We start from the raw sequence: 17,910 nt of genomic DNA, 5'->3' as shown, positions 1-17,910 counted from the left end.
ACAGGTGTGAAATTGTTGACTCTCCGGCGCGCTCGAACTACACGCCGCCGTTCATGCTGGTGAACCACCGTTCACATTTGGGAACTTTCAAACCAGCTCCAGCTCGCGCTCGTCGGCCAACCGATAGCCCTTTCCGTACACCGTCTGGATCAGCTCGGGCCGGTTGGAGTTGCGTTCGAGCTTGCGCCGCAGACGCGCTATCAGGGTGTCCACGGTGCGCAGATCACCGCCCTCGTCAGCCACGCTGGGCCGCAAACTCTCCAGCAACTGGTGGCGCTCCACCGGTTGCCCACGGACTTCGTACAATCGTACCAGGAGACAGAACTCGCCGCTGGTGAGGGGAATCTCCTGATCGCACCGATGGATACGCCGGCGCACCAGGTCCACCCGATAGGGGCCGATCTCCACCAGCACCGAGCGCCCGGCCAGCAACGCACAGCGCCGCAACAGGCTACGGACATGAGCCAGCAGAACAGGCAGGCTGAAGGGGCGGATCAGGTAGCCATCGGCACCGGCCTCGAGACAGGCGATGCGCTCGGCGTCATCGCCACGGGCAAGCACCAGCAGAAGACCAACGTGCTGGCCACGCTCGCGGATCTGCCGGGCCAGGCTCGAGCTGTTGATACCCTCCACGCTTCCGTCGAGCAGCACCAACGCGGGATCGTGTAGATCGAGCGCGCGCAGGCACTCCGCCATGGAGAACGCGCGCAGTACATGGAAGCCCAAGAACCCAAGGTAGTCCGCCAGCACCACGTGAGGATTGCGCTCGAACTCGACGATCAATAGTTTTTCCACGATTCCCTCCCCTTCCGTGCCCTCCCGACACAGAAACTCCCTGTCATTGCTCCATCCCTGCCGCCCCCACGCAAGTCCGATCCGTACAGACTGAGCCGGGAGCGCAATGACAAAAACCGCTCGGATTGGAGCAGGAATCCCTGTTCGGCACAGCCGAACGATAGTCCGGCCAGCCACGCCCACAGACCGGCGGAGCACTCCAGGAGCTACCCCAGCCTATTCGCCTGTTCTGAAAACACGACAGTACCGGCCGGTCGCGGTGCGTGAAATACGGCATATGCCGTATCTTTGCAATGATCGATCTGGCGACCGGAAGCAGCCCTGCTGGAACGCGGCAAACGCCGTGGATAGCCGCCCTTGAAAACCTTCGACCACCTTTCCGTGATCGGTTGGCGCGAATGGATCGCCCTTCCCGAGCTGGGCAGGGTCGGCCAGCGCGCGAAGATCGATACCGGCGCCAGCACCTCCAGCCTGCACGCCAGCGATATCGTGCCGTTCCAACGCGAATGGCCTCCCGGGCACATGCGGCCTATCGCACCTGCGCCTCGATCACCCGCAGCATGCTCGGGATCGGCAGGCTCGGCAGCTCGACGTCGACCTGATCGGGGTCGAGCACCGCGACCTGGGCGAATCCGCATCGCTGGAACGCCGCACTGATCGCCGCTGCATCACGGTAGTGCAGCCAATAGCCACCACGCGTCAGCCGGCCGACCACATCGATGCCCCAGCGCAGCTGGCGATAGCGCGGATGCTCGCGCAAGTCGGGATACAGCTCGGTCAGATAAGTTGCCTGCGGAAACCTCGCCAGCTGCTCGGCCAGCCGCGTCCAGAACCCTTCAAGCGGCGCCAGGGGGAAATAGTTGACCAGCCCCTCGGTAATCACCAGCACCGGCTCGCGCGGGTCCAGTTCAGCGAACAGCGCCGCCAGGCTTAGCTCGCCCTGTTCGGCGAGGATGTCCACGTCGCGCACCCGATGGCGGGCGTCCAGCCAGCCTTCGCCATGCAGCAACAACCGTTTGCGCGCCGCCATGGCCGGCAAGTCGGCCTCCAGATAGCGCAACTGTGGATAGCGCTGACAAAAACGCCGACCGCGCGGCGACAGCCCGCAGGCGATCTCGACCACTTGACGCACCCCGCCGTGCTCGATCGCCGCGTGCAACCGGGCGTCGATCAGCAGGTGGCGCTGCAGCAGGATGCGCTCGATATCCAGCCCGGCGATCTTTCGCACGCCCCAGGCCAGCGGCGTCAGGGCAGCATGCGCAAAACGCCCGAACGCGGTGGCGAACGCCGGCTCGGACAGCTGGTGGCGGTACCAGACATAACCGGTGTAGTGCGCGCTGGGGCTGATATGGGCGCTGGCGGAACGGGCACATGAAGGCATGGCGGCGGCTCTTCTTGTTATCATCGCGCCAGCCTAAGCCCTGCCGAAGCGCTCCGACAGCCCATGCCCGCCGATCCCACCCTTAGTTTGCCGCCGATGCGCGCGCTGCCCGATGCGTTCTTCGACCGCGATGCGCAAATCCTCGCCCGCGCGCTGCTGGGCAAGGTGATCCGCCACCGAGTCGGCGACCTGTGGCTGGCGGCGCGGATCATCGAGACCGAGGCCTACTACTGCATCGAACGCGGCAGCCACGCCTCGCTCGGCTATACCGAGAAGCGCCGCGCGCTGTTTCTCGACGGCGGACACATCTATATGTATTACGCCCGCGGCGGCGATTCGCTGAACTTCAGCGCCCAAGGCGCCGGCAATGCGGTGCTGATCAAGTCCGCCTATCCGTACCTCGACGCGCATTCCGGCGCCGCCAGCCTGGCCCGCATGCACCAGTTCAACCCCGACGCCCAAGGCCAACCACGGGCCGCGGAAAAACTCTGCGCCGGGCAGACGCTGCTGTGTCGCAGCCTGGGCCTCAAGGTGCCGGAGTGGGACGCGCAGCGCTTCGATCCGACGCGCCTGTTCGTCGAGGATGTCGGCGATAATCCCCCGCATATCATCCAAACCACGCGCCTGGGCATTCCGCTCGGGCGCGACGAGCATCTGCACTATCGCTTCGTCGATGCGGGCTTTGCCCGCCATTGCACGCGGAACCCGCTGCGCCGTGGCCAAGTCGAAGGCCGTGACTACCGACTGTTGGGCGCCGCCCATCTGCAAGGAATCTGATCAATGGGCGAATGGCTCGACAGTCTCACCACCTGGCTAGGCATGCACCCGCAGTGGCTGGGTTTGGCGATCTTCCTGATCGCTTGCATCGAATGCCTGGCCATTGCCGGGATCATCGTGCCCGGCACCGTGCTACTGTTCGCGGTCGCCGTGCTGGCCGGCAGCGGTGCGCTGACGCTCTGGCAAACCTTGCTGCTCGGTTACACCGGCGGCCTGCTCGGCGATGCGCTGTCGTACACCCTGGGCCGCCGTTTCCACCAGAACATCCGCCGCCTGCCCGGGCTGCGCCATCACCCGGAATGGATCGGCAGCGCCGAAGTGTATTTCCATCGCTACGGCGTCATCAGCCTGCTGGTCGGCCGCTATATCGGGCCGTTGCGGCCGATGCTGCCGATGGTTGCCGGCATGCTCGACATGCCGCTGGGACGCTTTATCGGCGTCAGCCTGATCGCCGCGGCGGGCTGGGCGGTGGCCTATCTACTGCCCGGCTGGGCGACCGGTGCGGCGATGCGCTTGCCGTTGCCGGATGGCTTCTGGAGCAATGCGACGATTGTCATCGGCGTGCTGGCGCTGATCGTCGGCCTGACCGCGCACAGCAGCCTGCGTGGCCACCGCTGGGCCACTCCGCTGACCGCCGTACTGAGCCTGCTCGCCCTGTTCGCCCTGCTGCTCGGCTGGCGGCACCTGCAGCCACTCGATCAAGGCCTGCTTACGCTGATCCAGGAACAGCGCGGCAGTCATCTCGACCGCCTCATGGTGCTGATCACCCGGCTCGGCGATTTCACTACCCAGTTATTCGCCAGCGCGCTGCTCTGCGGCCTTCTGCTCCTGACCCGCCAATGGCGCGCCGGACTGTTCGCCCTCGGCGCACTGCTGGGCAGCGCGCTGCTCAACACCAGTCTGAAAGTGCTGTTCGCGCGCGACCGCCCGGAGATCCTGCTCGAGCCGTTGAGCAGCTTCAGTCTGCCCAGCGGGCACAGTTCGGCGGCCTTCGCGTTTTTCCTGGTGCTCGGCATTCTTGCCGGCCGTGATCAACCGGTACGCCTGCGTCTGACCTGGTTGCTGCTGGCCTGCCTGCCGGCGCTGGCCATCGCCTTGTCGCGGGTTTATCTCGGCGTGCATTGGCCGACGGACGTCATCGCCGGCGCGCTGCTGGCCGGCAGTTGCTGCGCGATCAGCCTGAGTTTTGCGCAGTGGCGAGCGCCGCTGGCCGCGCTGTCGCCGCAGATCTGGTGGTTGATTCTGCCGGCCAGTGTGGCCTTGCTGGGCGCGTTCGCCCTGTGGGCGCTGCCGGCTGCGCTGCAGCGCTATGCCTATTGAGACCCGTGGGTTAGCCGTAGGCATAACCCACCGACCAGGCTGGACGCAGGTGTTCAGGGGATGCCGCTGGTTTCAGCGCCTTGGTAGGAGCGAATTCATTCGCGATCCGCGGCGCCGGCTATCGCGGATAAATCCGCTCCTACAAAAAAACCTACGTCAGACCCGTTGATCGTTCCCACGCTCTGCGTGGGAATGCCGCTACAGACGCTCTGCGTCTGCCGGACGCGGAGCGTCCCCGGATCAGGTTCCCACGCTGGAGCGTGGGAACCATCGGAAATGCATCGGAAGGCCGCGCAGCCATTCCATCAGGCGATCCTTTCGCCTTGCAGCTGCTCGAGCAGGCGCTGGATTTGCGCCAGCTGTTGCTGCGCCGCATCGACTTGCAGGAGTTGCAGCTTCTGTTCGAGAGAGAACGGCAGCAGGTAGGCCAGTTGGTTGGCGAGTTCCTGTTGACTGTCGACCAGCCCGCCCATGCCCAGCTCGGCGACCATCGGATGCTCGACCAGGGCGGCCAGCAAGGCTGCCAAATCGGCCTGCTCGGCGAGCAGCGGTTGATGCTCGGGCTCGCTCAACCAGTCGACTTCAGCCACGGTCAGTTGATCGCGCAGCACCTCGGCGCTGCGCACCCGGAAGCGCCGGCCACCTTCGACGCGGATGCCGAGCAGGCCGTTGGGGCGTTGCTGCCAATCGCGAATCAGTGCTTCGCAGCCGACTTCGGCAAAACGCCCGGGAGCCTCACCGACTTCCTGCCCTTCGATCAGGCCGACGACACCAAAACCGCTGCCTTGCTTCATGCAGCGGCCGAGCATATCCAGATAGCGGGCTTCGAAAATCTGCAGATCGAGCACGCAACCGGGAAACAGCACGGTGTTCAAGGGAAACAGCGGCAGGGTCATCATCGATCCTCGTCCTGAATGTTCGACTCAAGCTTACCAGTCGCTGGAAAAGCCTAGCCAGCGCAGGCCAGCCAACATAAATCGCCGACTCAGACGATCAAGGCGACCGCCAGCGGCAGCAATACCGCCGTAGCCACGCCCATCAGGCTCATGCCCAGAGCCGCGAAGCCGCCGCACTCCTCGCCCTCTTCCATGGCGCGCGCCGTGCCGACTGCATGGGCGGTAATCCCCAGCGCCAGCCCTTGTGCCGCCGGATGACGCACGCCGATCAGGCGCAGCAAGGTCGGCCCGCAGACCGCGCCGGCGACACCGGTGAGCAGCACGAACACCGCAGCCAAGGCGGCAATGCCGCCAATCTGGCTGGCCACCAGCATGGCGATCGGCGAGGTCACCGACTTGGGCGCCATGCTCATGATCATCTGCCGGTCGGCGCCCAGCAGCCAGGCCAGCAGCACGCCGAGAACGGTGGCGACCAGACCGCCGATCAGCAAGGTCAACAGGGTCGGCCAGAGCAGCAGGCGAATCCGCTTGAGATTGAGAAACAGCGGGACCGCCAGCGCGACCGTGGCAGGGCCGAGGAACAGCGAAAGCACTACGGTACGGTCGCGGTATTCGCTGTAGTCGATGCCGCAGGCGAGCAGGATGCCGATCACCAGCAGCATCGAGACCAGCACCGGCTGCAGGAACACCCAACGGGTCTTCTCATAACCGGCCAGCGCCAGTTGGTAAGCGGCCAGGGTGATGCCCACGCCGAACAGCGGGTGATGAATCAGCGCCAGCCAGGCACCGTGCCAGTCGACACTCATGACTCACCCCGGCGACGCACCTGGCGATCGATGAGTTTTTGCATCAGCCAGCCAACGAACACCAGCGCCAGCATCAGCGACAACACCAGCGACAACACCACCGCCCAGAAATCGGCGGCGATCGCCTGCGCATACGCCATCACACCCACCGCGGCCGGCACCAGCAGCAGCGGCAAGTAGCGCAGCAGGGTGCGCGAAGCAACCTCCAGGGGCTCGCTGACTTCGCCGGAAAAAATCAACACGGCTAGCAGCAGCACCAAGCCGATGATTGGCCCCGGCAGGATGGGCAGAATCAGGACGTTGATCAGTGTGCCGAGCAGTTGAAACAGCACCAGCCAGGTCAGGCCGCGTAACAGCATGGGAAATCTCCGAATCGAACGATCGGCGCCGCGATGGCAGCCACCGACAGCGGCAAGCTACCTCGCCACGCGGCCATTATAAGCATGTCGTGCACCCCGCTATGTCTCGCCATTCGCCATAGCGATGCTTGGTTGACCGAACGTTTGGCCCATGGTGATCTGTTTAGCGAGTCGCTTTAATCGAACAACAATATCGCTCGTAGGAGGCAACATGCCCGTCGTACCCATTGCAGAAATCAAGAGTTACATCGGCAAGGATCTCGGCCATTCCGAGTGGCTGACCATCGATCAGGAGCGCGTCAATCAGTTCGCCGAATGCACTGGCGATCACCAGTTCATCCACGTCGATGAGGAGAAAGCCAAGCAGACACCGTTCGGCGGCACCATCGCCCATGGCTTCCTGTCGTTGTCGCTGATTCCGAAGCTCAGCGAAGGCCTGTTCGTCGCCCCGCAAGGCATGAAGATGGGCGTCAACTACGGCCTCGACAGCGTGCGTTTCATCCAACCGGTGCGTGTCGGCTCGCGCGTGCGCCTGGGCGTCACGGTGCTCGATATCACCGAGAAAAACCCTGGCCAGTGGCTGATCAAATCGCGCTGCACCCTGGAAATCGAAGGCCAGGCGAAACCCGCCTATATTGCTGAGAGCCTGGCGCTCTGCTTCGTCTGAGAGAACCCGGTACAGCCAACGGGGTGCCGCGAGCGCACCGTTGTATTTCCGGCCGATGCTTGCGGCATACTGCCGGCATGTCTCGACTGGGATGTCTCTGCCATGCGCCGTTTGCTCACGCCTGTCTGTCTCGCCCTGCTGCTTGCCGCCTGCGGTGACAGCGAATCGTTGTTGCCACCCAATGCGGTGTTGCCCGACGGCGGTCGCTACCGCGGCGAGGTGATCGATGGCTTGCTGCAAGGCAAAGGCCGCCTCGACTACGCCAACGGCAGTTGGTACGAGGGCCAGTTCAAAGACGGCCAGCTGGAAGGCCCCGGCCAATGGCAGGGCCCTAATGGCGAGCGCTACGTGGGCGATTTCCATCTCGGCCTGTTCGCCGGCCAGGGCATGCTGACCTACCGCAACGGCACGCGCTACGAGGGCGACTTCAAACAGGCGCAAATGGACGGCGAAGGCACGCTGGTCCAGGGCAGCGTGCGCTATCACGGCGAATTCAAAGACGATCAGTACGCTGGTCTTGGCAAGCTCGAACTGGACGACGGCAGCAGTTTCGAGGGCCAGTTCGTCGCAGGCGAGCCGGCTGGCGTCGGCGTGCGCACCGACAGCGATGGCAGCCGCTTCAGCGGCACCTTCAGCGGCGGCCAACTGAATGGCCAGGGCAGCTATCAAAACAGCGATGGCGACTCGTACAGCGGTCACTTCGCCGACGATCAGTTCAATGGTCGCGGCCGTTATCTGGCCGCCAACGGCGACTCCTGGCTCGGCCAGTTCAAGGATGGCGCGCTGAACGGCAAGGGCGAGTTCCGCGGCGCCGACGGCGTGCATTACGAGGGCGATTTCCGCGAGTGGCGCTACCACGGCGAAGGTCGTTTGCAGTTGACCGATGGCAGCGCCTTCCAGGGTCACTTCGCCCATGGCAACTACCACGGCGCCGGCAGCCTGACCCAGCCCGACGGCAGCGTGCAAAGTGGCAGCTGGCTGGCCGGCCAACGGGTTCGCGACGAGCGCGGCCGGCTGCTCAGCGATCCGCTGGAAGTCGGCCTGCTGCAGCAAGGCAAGCTCCTCGACCAGGCCGTCGCGGCGATTCCCGCCTCCACTCCGGCGGTCGAGCTGTACAGCCTGACGCTCGCCGGCGACGGCACGCAAAGCGTGTTCATGCGCGAGGCCGATTACGTCAGCCAGTTGCTACACAATCGTTTTGGCGCCCACGGGCAGATCAGCCTGGCCAACCACCGCGATCATTTCAACGACCGTCCGCTAGCCACCCGCGAAAATCTGACCCGCGCCATCCGTGCGCTGGCCGAGCGTAGCGGCCCGGAAGATCTTATTTTCATCTACCTGACCAGCCACGGCTCGCGCGAGCACGAACTGAGTCTCGACCAGCCACGCCTGCAGCTTGCCGACCTGGCGGCCGACGAACTGGCGGCGCTGCTCGAACCGCTGAAGAGCCGCTACAAGGTGGTGGTGATCTCTGCCTGCTTCTCCGGCGGTTTCATCCCGCCGCTGAAAGACGAAAAAACCCTGGTGATGACCGCTGCGCGCGCCGACCGGGTATCCTTCGGCTGCTCGGAAGAAAACGATTTCACCTATTTTGGCCGCGCCTTGTTCGCCGATGCGCTGAATGAAACCGACGACCTCGAGCACGCATTCGACAGCGCCAAAAAACACGTGGCCGAGCGCGAAAAGGCCGACGATTTCGAGCCTTCCGAACCACAGATATGGGCGCCGCCGGCCGTGCTCAAGCACTGGCAGCAGCTGCGCGAAACCCAGGCACGCAAGGCGATGAGCGCGTTGAGTGCCGACCCAGCCGCGCCCTGAAAGCACCGACGGCGACGCTGGTGAAACAACTTTGCGAACGACCGCCCAATCCTGGGCGACAACCCCGAGGCTTAGCTTCTAAACTTGGGGTGTAACGGCAGCGAGACGTAGCCATGTACCTGACGCCACAACGCATTTTGCTTGCCGGAGCGACCGGCCTGACTGGCGAGCATTTGCTCGACCGGCTACTTAACGAGCCGACCGTGCACCGCGTGCTAGCGCCGAGTCGCCGCCCGGTGGCTAAACACCCGCACCTGGACAATCCGCAAGGCGAAATGCCGGGCCTGTTCGCCGAGCTCAGTGGACCGATCGACATCGCGTTCTGCTGCCTGGGTACCACCATCAAACAGGCCGGCTCGCAGGAGGCGTTTCGCGCTATCGATCATGATCTGGTCGTGGCCTTTGCCCTGCGCGCTCGCGAGTTGGGCGCACGGCATTTCCTGGTGATCAGTGCGCTCGGCGCCGACCCACGCTCGACCGTGTTCTACAACCGGATCAAGGGCGAATTGGAGGAATCGCTGAAGGCGCAGAGTTGGCCGCAGCTGACCATCGCCCGACCGTCGCTACTGCTCGGCGAGCGCGCGGAACAACGTATTGGCGAAAAGCTCGCCGCGCCTTTAGCCCGCCTGATTCCCGGCAAATATCGCGGTATCCAGGCCTGCACGCTGGCGCGCGCGCTGTGGCGCCTGGCACTCGAAGAACAAGACGGTGTGCGGGTGGTGGAGTCGGATGAGTTGCGCAAGCTGGGGCGCTAAACTGAGCGCTCTTTTCCTCGATTCCCTTGCGAGTTACCCATGTCCCAGCACGCCACCCTCCTCGAAGCGCTCGCCTCTACCGACATGCTGGAGATCGACGGGCTGTACGCCTGGCATTTCGAGTTGCAGCGCGATAACCCCGAACAACTGCTCAGCATCGAAGTCATGGACGGCAGCAGCCGCAAGGTCTGGCGTTTCAGCGCCGCCGACGTGCAGACCGCGCGCCATGAAGCCGCCAGCGACAGTTGGCTGCTGAGCATCGGCGAAGCCAGTCACCGCCTGAAATGCCTGAACACCCTGGCCGATGACAGCGGCGAAGTGGAAGACGACGGCGAGGTTTGAGCCGGCTAGCTTTCTTGTAGCAAGCGCCGCGAGCCTGCCCGATCAGATCGACCGCTCAGTAGCCGCCGGTTACTCCGAGGCTGACGCCGAGCACTGCAGCCAATGAAAACGGCAATAGCAGCGTGTCCAGCAGCGCGCTGGCCGGCAGGTCGAGCGCGGCATATTTCGGCGCCTCGGCGCCGAAACGATCAAGCGGGCAACAACCGCCATTCAGGCTGTACCAATCCAATCGCGTACCGGCATATACCAACGGCGCGCCCGGCTTGGCGGCATCCAGGGTGCGCACCGTGGCGCAGCCGGGGAGCAGCAGAACACCCATCAGCAACGCGGCACCCAACGCTTCCCTCGCCCATTTATGGGAGAGGGAGTGGAAGGTGCCTCGCTGCCGAGCCGAGGAGAGAGTCCGGGAGAGCAGACGACCGGCAAACCGGTCGAGATCCTCACTCATCACCGCTGACCTGATGATGCTCGCCCCAGCGCGGCAGCATGTCCTGCGGGATATCGAGCAGATTGAGGATGCGCGCGACGACGAAATCGATCAGGTCGTCGATGGTCTGCGGCTGATGATAAAATCCCGGCGAAGCGGGCACGATCACCGCGCCGAGGTTGGACAGTTTGAGCATGTTTTCCAGATGGATGCTCGAATACGGCGCCTCGCGCGGCACCAGAATCAGCTGGCGACGCTCTTTGAGGACCACATCGGCGGCGCGCTCGATCAGGTTGTTGCAGGCCCCTGTGGCAATCGCCGACAGCGTGCCGGTGGAGCACGGCACCACCACCATGGCACTCGGCGCACCGGAGCCGGATGCCGCCGGCGCCATCCAGTCCTCCTTGCCATACACATGAATCTGCCCGGGCGCCGCGCCAGTGTATTCGCTCAGAAAAGCCTGAATCGCCTGCGGTTTGCTGGGCAGCGAGACGTCGGTTTCAGTGGCCATGACCAACTGCGCGGCCTTGGAAATCAGGAAGTGCACCTCGCGGTCTTCCTGAATCAGGCAATCGAGCAGACGCAAACCGTACTGCGCGCCGGAGGCGCCGGTCATCGCCAGGGTGATGCGTTCGGGACCGCTCATGGAGTAGCTCCTGGTTTATTCGGCATACGACGTTTGGCCACCATGTTGAGAGTCGCTCGACGCGCAGACCGTAGGGGCGAATTCATTCGCGAAAGGTCTGGCAACGCTCGCGGACAAATCCGCTCCTACGCAGATTCGTTTAGTTACGCCAGCGCCTCCGCCAGCTTGCCGTGCAGGCCGCCGAAGCCGCCGTTGCTCATGATCACCACCTGAGTGCCCGGACGCGCCTGGCCCTTGACCCGCTCGATGATCGCCTCCAGCGAGTCACAGACCACCGCCGGCACCGGACAGGCTCCCGCCGTCGCGGCCAGGTCCCAGCCAAGGTTGGCCGGCGAATACCAGATCACCTGATCGGCCTGGGTCACCGATTCCGGCAAACCGTCGCGGTGCGCGCCGAGCTTCATCGAGTTGGAGCGCGGCTCGATGATGGCGATCAGCGGGGCGTCGCCGATGCGCTTGCGCAGGCCGTCGAGGGTGGTGGCGATGGCCGTCGGATGGTGGGCGAAATCGTCGAAGATGGTGATGCCGTTTACTTCGGCGACCTTCTCCATGCGCCGCTTGACGCTCTTGAATGCCGACAATGCCTCGGCGCCCTGGGCCGGCAGCACGCCGACATGCCGCGCCGCGGCCAGACAGGCCAGGGCATTGGCGACGTTGTGTTGGCCGGTCAGGTCCCAGTCCACCGTGCCTTGCACCGCACCGTCGAACAGCACTTCGAACCGCGAGCCATCGTCGGCCAGCAAGCGCGCCTGCCACTGTCCGCCGGCCCCGGTGGTTTGCACCGGCGTCCAGCAGCCCATGCCGATGACCCGTCCGAGAGCGGTTTCGCTGGTCGGATGAATGATCAGCCCCTCACTCGGAATGGTCCGCACCAAATGGTGGAACTGTCGCTCGATGGCGGCGAGATCGGGAAAGATGTCCGCATGATCGAACTCAAGGTTGTTCAGAATCGCGGTGCGCGGGCGGTAATGCACGAACTTCGAACGCTTGTCGAAGAAGGCGCTGTCGTATTCGTCCGCCTCGACCACGAAGAATGGCGTATCACCCAGGCGTGCCGACACGGCGAAATTCTGCGGCACTCCGCCGATCAGGAAGCCCGGGCTCATGCCGGCGTGCTCCAGCACCCAGGCCAGCATGCTGCTGGTGGTGGTCTTGCCATGGGTGCCGGCCACGGCCAGCACCCAGCGACCTTGCAGGACATGATCGGCCAACCATTGCGGACCGCTGACGTAGGGCAGGCCTTTGTTGAGTACGTATTCCACGGCCGGATTGCCGCGCGACAGGGCATTGCCGATGACCACCAGATCCGGCGCCGGATCGAGTTGCGCCGGATCGTAGCCTTGAGTCAGGACGATGCCCTGGGCTTCCAGTTGCGTGCTCATGGGCGGGTAGACATTGGCGTCGGAACCAGTGACCTGATGCCCCAGTTCCTTGGCCAGCACCGCCAGCGAACCCATGAACGTGCCGCAAATGCCGAGAATATGAATGTGCATGAATGACCTCGAAAACGGGCTGCGTCAGCCCGGAAAAATCTCGCCGCAGGTTAGCACAGCAGGCCGCGCCCCTAGCCCCTGCGGTCGCGTTGGATAGCCGCGAACTCAGAGCAACCCGGCCCACCGCGGATCGCGGATAAATCCGCTCCTACAACAGCCACCACTCCTACAAGAGCCCACGTTCCACCCCGTAGGAGCGAATTCATTCGCGATCCGCGTCGCCGTCCTATCGCTGATCGCGAATGAATTCGCTCCTACAGAGCCACCAGACGCCCTGCAGGCCATTGACAGCTTTTTGGACTAAGGTTCCATCATCCCAAGGAGCGGGAGGCATGTGGTTATCGCTGTCCATGCTGAACGTGTTTTTGCAGGATGTTTGTCTGTCATCTCAGCTTAACGATCCAAGGAGTCGTTCTTTGGCATCACCAGAGACAGCGAGCAGCGACGGCAAGTTCTTCTCTAGCCGCGCTGAAACCGGCGAACGACCTGGCGCCCGCCAGGACGTGGCGGTTCGTTTGCACTGCAAGCGCGATAACCCGCTACGCACCCCCACTCCCGCCCGTTTCTTTCTGCCCATCCGTGCCCATTCACCCTCCATGTGCCAAACAGCCCGCCGCCAGGTTGTAGAGCAGTACCGCGCGCTGACTACGCTTCGCGCTTTATCCATCGACAGTAAGGACTTATCCAGAACGACAAACGAGCGGAGAAGATCATGAAAGAGACGTCAGGAGTCAGTTACACCACGGTCGATCAAAGCTATTTCCAAAAACGCGGCCTGCGCCGCTACGCCGGCGTCTGGTCACTCTGGGCGCTGGGGGTAGGCGCAGTGATCTCCGGGCACTTCTCCGGCTGGAATCTGGGCCTGGCCAACGGCTGGGGCAGCATGTTCATCGCCGCCATCGTCATCACCATCATGTACCTCGGCCTGACTTTCTCGCTGGCCGAGATGTCGCCGGCGCTGCCGCACACCGGCGCCGCCTACTCCTTCGCCCGCAGCGCCATGGGCCCGTGGGGCGGCTTCGTCACCGGCTTGTCGGAAAACGTCGAATACGTGCTCACCCCGGCGGTGATCGTGTTCTTTATCGGCAGCTACATGGGCAGCATCTTCGGCACGCCCAGCGAGTACCAGCCGCTCTGGTGGCTGGGCTTCTACGCGGTGTTCATCTGGCTCAACGTGATCGGCGTCGAGCTGTCGTTCAAGGTGACCCTGGTGGTCACCCTGCTCGCCTTGGGCTGCCTGATCGTGTTCTGGGTCAGCGCGCTGCCGCATATCGACTTCAATCGCTGGGCGATGAACGTCGGCCCGGACAAAATGGAACTACCCAATGGCAACGGCCCATTCCTGCCCAACGGCTGGCTCGGCGTGCTGGCCTGCCTGCCGTTCGCGGTGTGGCTGTTCCTGGCCATCGAGCAGCTGCCGCTGGCCGCCGAGGAATCGGTCGATCCCAAGCGCGACATGCCCAAGGGCATCCTCCTCGGCATGTTCACCCTGATCATCTCGGCGTTCATGATCCTCTGGCTGAACCCGGCCACCAGCGGGGTCGGCTCCTTCGCCCTGGGCGCCTCGGGCGAGCCGCTGCTGGACGGCTTCAAGGCCATCTACGGCGAGAACATCGCCAAGCTGCTGGCCCTGGTCGCGGTGGTCGGCCTGGTCGCCAGCTTCCACACCATCATCTTCGCCATGGGCCGGCAGATTTACTCGCTGAGCCGCGCCGGCTACTTCCTGCCGTGGCTGTCGATCACCCACGGCCAGCGCAAGACCCCGCATGTGGCGATGCTCGCCGGCAGCATCCTGGCGCTGATCGTGATGATGGCGCTGTGGTTCATCTTCGGTGAGGAAAAGGGCGGCGCGGTGATCGGCGGCACGCTGCTGAACATGGCGGTGTTCGGCGCGATGTTCTCCTACTTCATGCAGGCGCTGTCGTTCATCCTGCTGCGCAAGAACCTGCCTAACATCGAGCGTCCGTATCGCAGCCCGCTGGGCATTCCAGGCGCCGTGGTGACCATGCTGATCGCCGCGGTAACCCTGTACTACCAGCTCACCGGCGACCCGGCCTACACCCTCGGCGTGCTCTGGGTGGCGGCGTTCTTCGCGGTCGGCATCCTCTACTTCGCGATCTTCGGCCGGCATCACCTGATTCTCTCGCCGGAAGAGGAATTCGCCAGGCACGAACGCGAGAAGAAGCTGGCGCACTGACTGCTCAATCCGGGATTTAGCGATCGAGAGCCAGGCAAGGCGGGATCGGGCGAAGGCGCAAAGTTCACTGGGTGTGAATGAGCAGCCTGAGCCCGAGTTCCAACGCCGCCTGGCCGACGCGCGGCAAATCCCTGTCAAGGAGATAAGGATGACTGCTCCCCTCACCCTCGCCGGCCTGCGCCACATGGCCGAGCAAGGCAAGATCGACACGGTGCTGGCCTGCATGGTCGACATGCAAGGTCGCCTGATCGGCAAGCGCTTCCAGGTCGAGTTCTTCCTCGACAGCGCCCACGAGGAAACCCACGGCTGCGACTACCTGCTGGCCGACGACATCGACATGGAGCCGGTGCCGGGGTATGCCGCGGCGAGCTGGAAAAAAGGCTACGGCGACTTCGTCTTCAAGCCCGACCTGTCTACCCTGCGCGTGGTGCCCTGGCTGGAAGGCGCGGCACTGGTGCTCTGCGATGTCCAGGACCACCACGGCGAAGACCTGCCGCACAGTCCGCGCGGCATCCTCAAGCGGCAGATCGCCCGTCTCGAAGAGCGTGGCTACAAGGGCATGTTCGCCTCCGAGCTGGAGTTCTACCTGTTCGACGAAAGCTACGAGGCGATCTATCAGCGCAATTACCAGAACCCTAAGACCATCAACTACAACATCGAGGACTACAGCATCCTGCAGACCATCCGCGAAGAGCCGGTGATGCGCGCGATCCGCAAGCATCTGCAGGCGGCGGGCATTCCGGTGGAAAACTCCAAGGGCGAATGGGGTCCGGGGCAGGAAGAGATCAATGTGCGCTACGCCGACGCGTTGGCCATGGCCGACCGTCACAGCATCATCAAACACGCCTGCAAGGAAATCGCCCAACAGCAAGGCAAGTCGATCACCTTCATGGCCAAGTGGCGTTACGACTTGGCCGGCTCCAGCAGCCATATCCATGCTTCGTTGTGGGGACTGAAGAATGACAAGCCGCTGTTCCTCGATCCCAAGGCCGATTACGGCATGTCCACGCTGATGCGTCAGTGGGTCGCCGGGCAACTCAAGTACGCGCGCGACATCACCTACTTCCTGGCGCCGTACATCAATTCCTACAAGCGTTTCCAGGCCGGCACCTTCGCGCCGACCCGCGCGGTGTGGAGCCGCGACAACCGCACCGCCGGCTTTCGCCTGTGTGGCGAGGCCAGCAAGGCGATTCGCATCGAATGCCGGATCGGCGGCGCCGACCTCAACCCTTATCTGGCCTATGCCGCGCTGATCGCCGCCGGTCTGGCCGGGATCGACGAACAGCTGGAGCTGAGCAAACCTTTTGAAGGTGACGCTTACTCTAACACCCGCTTGCCCGAAGTGGCCAAGACCCTGCGCGACAGCGTCGCCGCGCTGAAGAGCTCGAAAATGCTCAAACAGGCCTTCGGTGACGAAGTGATCGCCCATTACCTGCACACCGCCAACTGGGAGCAATCGGAATACGACCGGCGCATCACCGACTGGGAGTTACGCCGGGGCTTTGAGCGCTATTGAACGGCTTGCGCCGTAGGTTGGCGCGTAGGTTGGTGCTGAGCGTAGCGATGCCCAACGGCCGAATTGTTGGGCATCGCTACGCTCAGCACCAACCTACGAACTGCAAGACAACGTAGAGCGGGTGCAACCCGCCGTAGCGCCAATACCGCCCTACCCAAGGACTATGCAATCTGGAGGGAAGACTGCCCATGAGCGATAGCATTCGCCTGATCTCGCCAATCGACGGCAGCCTCTATGCCGAGCGGCCATACACCAGCGCCGCCGTGCTGGAACAGGCCGTGCACGACGCCGAACAAGCCCAGCGCGCCTGGCGCTTGCGGCCGCTGGGGGAGCGCGCGGTGTATTGCAGCGCCGCGGTCGACGCGCTGTTGGCAATGAGCGCCGAAATCGTGCCGGAACTGGCCTGGCAGATGGGTCGCCCGGTGCGCTATGGCGCCGGCGAATTGCGCGGCTTCGAGGAACGCGCGCGGCACATGATCGCCATCGCCCCGCAGGCCCTGGCGGATATCGAACCCGAGCCGCAGGCCGGCTTTCGCCGCTACATCCGCCGCGAACCGCTGGGCACGGTGCTGGTCATCGCGCCATGGAACTATCCCTATCTGACCGCCGTGAATGCGATCATCCCGGCGCTGATGGCCGGCAACGCCGTGCTGCTCAAACATGCCAGCCAGACCCTGCTGGTCGGCGAACGTCTGGCCGAGGCCTTCCGCCAAGCCCAGCTGCCCGCCGGGCTGTTCCACAACCTGGTCCTCGACCACCCGCAAACCGCCGCGCTGATTGCCTCGGGGCACGTCCAACAAGTCAATTTCACCGGTTCGGTGGCCGGCGGCAAGGCCATGGAAGCCGCAGCTGCCGGGCATTTTATCGGTCTCGGCCTGGAGCTGGGCGGCAAGGACCCAGCCTACGTACGCGCCGACGCCGACCTCGGCCATGCGGTGGAAAATCTGGTCGACGGCAGCTTCTTCAACTCCGGGCAAAGCTGCTGCGGCATCGAGCGCATCTATGTCGACCAGGCACTGTATCCGGCCTTCGTCGAACGCTTCGTCGCGCTGACCCGTGACTATGTGCTCGGCAATCCGCTGGATGCGGCAACCACGCTCGGCCCGCTGGTCAAACCGGCGGCGGCCGACTTCGTCCGCGGGCAAATCAACGCGGCGCTGGCCCAAGGCGCGACCGCACTGATCGACCCCAGCAGCTTTGCCACCGATGCGCCGGGCAGCGCCTATCTGGCACCGCAGGTATTGGTCGACGTCGACCACCGCATGGCGGTGATGCGCGAGGAAAGTTTCGGCCCGGTGGTCGGCATCATGCCGGTGGCCAGCGAGGAGGAAGCCATTGCGTTGATGAACGACAGTCCCTTCGGCCTGACCGCCTCGATCTGGACCCGCGACATCGCCGCCGCCGAGCGAATTGGCGATGCCATCGCCACCGGCACGTTGTTCATGAACCGTTGCGATTACCTCGACCCGGCGCTGGCCTGGACCGGGGTGAAAAACACCGGCCGTGGCGCCAGTTTGTCGAAGGTCGGCTACGAAACCCTGACCCGGCCGAAGTCGTTTCATCTGCGCCATGAGTTGTAGGGTGGCGATCGTACTGCTTTTGCCCCCTCTCCCGTTTACGGGAGAAGGTTGGGGAGAGGGTCAGCACCGGAACCCCTCTCCCCCGGCCCCTCTCCCATAAATGGGAGAGGGGAGATTCCATACGCGAGGCCCAGC

The 17,910-nt window shown here is 63.9% G+C and carries 18 protein-coding genes and 1 pseudogene; 11 read left to right on the top strand and 8 right to left on the bottom strand.

The window, feature by feature from the left end; translation table 11 throughout:
• Window positions 1-87 precede the first annotated feature (87 nt).
• The gene (locus NVV93_RS03415) at window positions 88-795 is read right to left on the bottom strand and encodes a response regulator transcription factor (RefSeq protein ID WP_258253060.1); all 708 of its coding nucleotides are present in this window, start codon (window positions 793-795) and stop codon (window positions 88-90) included.
• Window positions 796-1,197: 402 nt separating this feature from the next.
• Here NVV93_RS03415 and NVV93_RS03410 point away from each other — a divergent pair.
• Window positions 1,198-1,302, top strand: a pseudogene (locus NVV93_RS03410) (RimK/LysX family protein); the annotation flags it as partial.
• Between the two features lie 22 nt (window positions 1,303-1,324).
• On the opposite strand, the gene NVV93_RS03405 reads toward NVV93_RS03410, so the two are convergent.
• Window positions 1,325-2,176 carry a class I SAM-dependent methyltransferase gene (locus NVV93_RS03405; RefSeq protein WP_258253059.1) on the bottom strand — a complete coding sequence of 284 codons (852 nt, stop codon included), beginning with the start codon at window positions 2,174-2,176 and terminating at the stop codon, window positions 1,325-1,327.
• Between the two features lie 63 nt (window positions 2,177-2,239).
• Here NVV93_RS03405 and NVV93_RS03400 point away from each other — a divergent pair, with 63 nt between their 5' ends.
• Window positions 2,240-2,953 carry a DNA-3-methyladenine glycosylase gene (locus tag NVV93_RS03400; protein ID WP_258253058.1) on the top strand — a complete coding sequence of 238 codons (714 nt, stop codon included), beginning with the start codon at window positions 2,240-2,242 and terminating at the stop codon, window positions 2,951-2,953.
• A 3-nt stretch (window positions 2,954-2,956) separates the two neighbouring features.
• Window positions 2,957-4,273, top strand: coding sequence for a bifunctional DedA family/phosphatase PAP2 family protein (locus NVV93_RS03395; RefSeq protein WP_258253057.1), 1,317 nt, complete (start codon window positions 2,957-2,959; stop codon window positions 4,271-4,273).
• Window positions 4,274-4,578: 305 nt separating this feature from the next.
• On the opposite strand, the gene NVV93_RS03390 is transcribed toward NVV93_RS03395, so the two are convergent.
• From NVV93_RS03390 to NVV93_RS03380, 3 genes are all read right to left on the bottom strand, one after another.
• Window positions 4,579-5,169: an LON peptidase substrate-binding domain-containing protein gene (locus NVV93_RS03390; protein ID WP_258254275.1), complete on the bottom strand. Its 591-nt coding sequence runs from the start codon at window positions 5,167-5,169 to the stop codon at window positions 4,579-4,581.
• 89 nt (window positions 5,170-5,258) lie between these two features.
• Window positions 5,259-5,975, bottom strand: coding sequence for an LrgB family protein (locus NVV93_RS03385; protein WP_258253056.1), 717 nt, complete (start codon window positions 5,973-5,975; stop codon window positions 5,259-5,261).
• Window positions 5,972-6,334, bottom strand: a complete 363-nt coding sequence (locus NVV93_RS03380) for a CidA/LrgA family protein (protein WP_258253055.1) — start codon at window positions 6,332-6,334, stop codon at window positions 5,972-5,974. The genes NVV93_RS03385 and NVV93_RS03380 overlap by 4 nt, the downstream gene beginning before the upstream one ends.
• Window positions 6,335-6,545: 211 nt before the next feature.
• Here NVV93_RS03380 and NVV93_RS03375 point away from each other — a divergent pair, with 211 nt between their 5' ends.
• The 4 genes from NVV93_RS03375 (at window position 6,546) to NVV93_RS03360 (ending at window position 9,916) form a co-directional block, all read left to right on the top strand.
• On the top strand, window positions 6,546-7,001 hold the full coding sequence (locus NVV93_RS03375) for a MaoC family dehydratase (protein WP_258253054.1): 456 nt from the start codon (window positions 6,546-6,548) through the stop codon (window positions 6,999-7,001).
• A gap of 102 nt (window positions 7,002-7,103) precedes the next feature.
• Entirely contained in the window at window positions 7,104-8,819 is a 1,716-nt protein-coding gene (locus NVV93_RS03370) for a C13 family peptidase (RefSeq protein WP_258253053.1), read from the top strand.
• Window positions 8,820-8,932: 113 nt separating this feature from the next.
• Complete coding sequence (locus NVV93_RS03365; protein ID WP_258253052.1) at window positions 8,933-9,574, top strand: oxidoreductase; 642 nt, start codon at window positions 8,933-8,935, stop codon at window positions 9,572-9,574.
• Window positions 9,575-9,613: 39 nt separating this feature from the next.
• Window positions 9,614-9,916 carry a DUF5629 family protein gene (locus tag NVV93_RS03360; protein WP_258253051.1) on the top strand — a complete coding sequence of 101 codons (303 nt, stop codon included), beginning with the start codon at window positions 9,614-9,616 and terminating at the stop codon, window positions 9,914-9,916.
• A gap of 55 nt (window positions 9,917-9,971) precedes the next feature.
• Here the strand turns inward: NVV93_RS03360 and NVV93_RS03355 are convergent, their stop codons facing one another.
• The 3 genes from NVV93_RS03355 to mpl form a co-directional block, all read right to left on the bottom strand.
• Complete coding sequence (locus tag NVV93_RS03355) at window positions 9,972-10,235, bottom strand: YceK/YidQ family lipoprotein (protein ID WP_258254274.1); 264 nt, start codon at window positions 10,233-10,235, stop codon at window positions 9,972-9,974.
• A 121-nt stretch (window positions 10,236-10,356) separates the two neighbouring features.
• Complete coding sequence (gene ubiX / locus NVV93_RS03350; protein ID WP_258253050.1) at window positions 10,357-10,989, bottom strand: flavin prenyltransferase UbiX; 633 nt, start codon at window positions 10,987-10,989, stop codon at window positions 10,357-10,359.
• Between the two features lie 143 nt (window positions 10,990-11,132).
• On the bottom strand, window positions 11,133-12,482 hold the full coding sequence (mpl, locus tag NVV93_RS03345; RefSeq protein ID WP_258253049.1) for a UDP-N-acetylmuramate:L-alanyl-gamma-D-glutamyl-meso-diaminopimelate ligase: 1,350 nt from the start codon (window positions 12,480-12,482) through the stop codon (window positions 11,133-11,135).
• Window positions 12,483-12,814: 332 nt separating this feature from the next.
• Between mpl and NVV93_RS03340 the strand changes: the two genes are divergently transcribed.
• The 4 genes from NVV93_RS03340 (at window position 12,815) to NVV93_RS03325 (ending at window position 17,775) form a co-directional block, all read left to right on the top strand.
• Window positions 12,815-13,198 (top strand): hypothetical protein, encoded by a 384-nt coding sequence (locus NVV93_RS03340; protein ID WP_258253048.1) that lies wholly within the window; start codon window positions 12,815-12,817, stop codon window positions 13,196-13,198.
• Window positions 13,195-14,679 carry an amino acid permease gene (locus tag NVV93_RS03335; protein ID WP_258253047.1) on the top strand — a complete coding sequence of 495 codons (1,485 nt, stop codon included), beginning with the start codon at window positions 13,195-13,197 and terminating at the stop codon, window positions 14,677-14,679. Before NVV93_RS03340 ends, NVV93_RS03335 begins: the two co-directional genes overlap by 4 nt.
• A 148-nt stretch (window positions 14,680-14,827) precedes the next feature.
• Window positions 14,828-16,195, top strand: coding sequence for a glutamine synthetase family protein (locus NVV93_RS03330; RefSeq protein ID WP_258253046.1), 1,368 nt, complete (start codon window positions 14,828-14,830; stop codon window positions 16,193-16,195).
• Between the two features lie 188 nt (window positions 16,196-16,383).
• The gene (locus NVV93_RS03325; protein ID WP_258253045.1) at window positions 16,384-17,775 is read left to right on the top strand and encodes an aldehyde dehydrogenase family protein; all 1,392 of its coding nucleotides are present in this window, start codon (window positions 16,384-16,386) and stop codon (window positions 17,773-17,775) included.
• The last annotated feature ends 135 nt before the right edge of the window (window positions 17,776-17,910 follow it).

The organism is Pseudomonas sp. LS44 (assembly GCF_024730785.1).
Taxonomy (GTDB): domain Bacteria; phylum Pseudomonadota; class Gammaproteobacteria; order Pseudomonadales; family Pseudomonadaceae; genus Aquipseudomonas.
The sequence above is the reverse complement of the archived record's forward strand: the minus strand, read 5'-3'. Positions and strand labels throughout refer to the sequence as shown.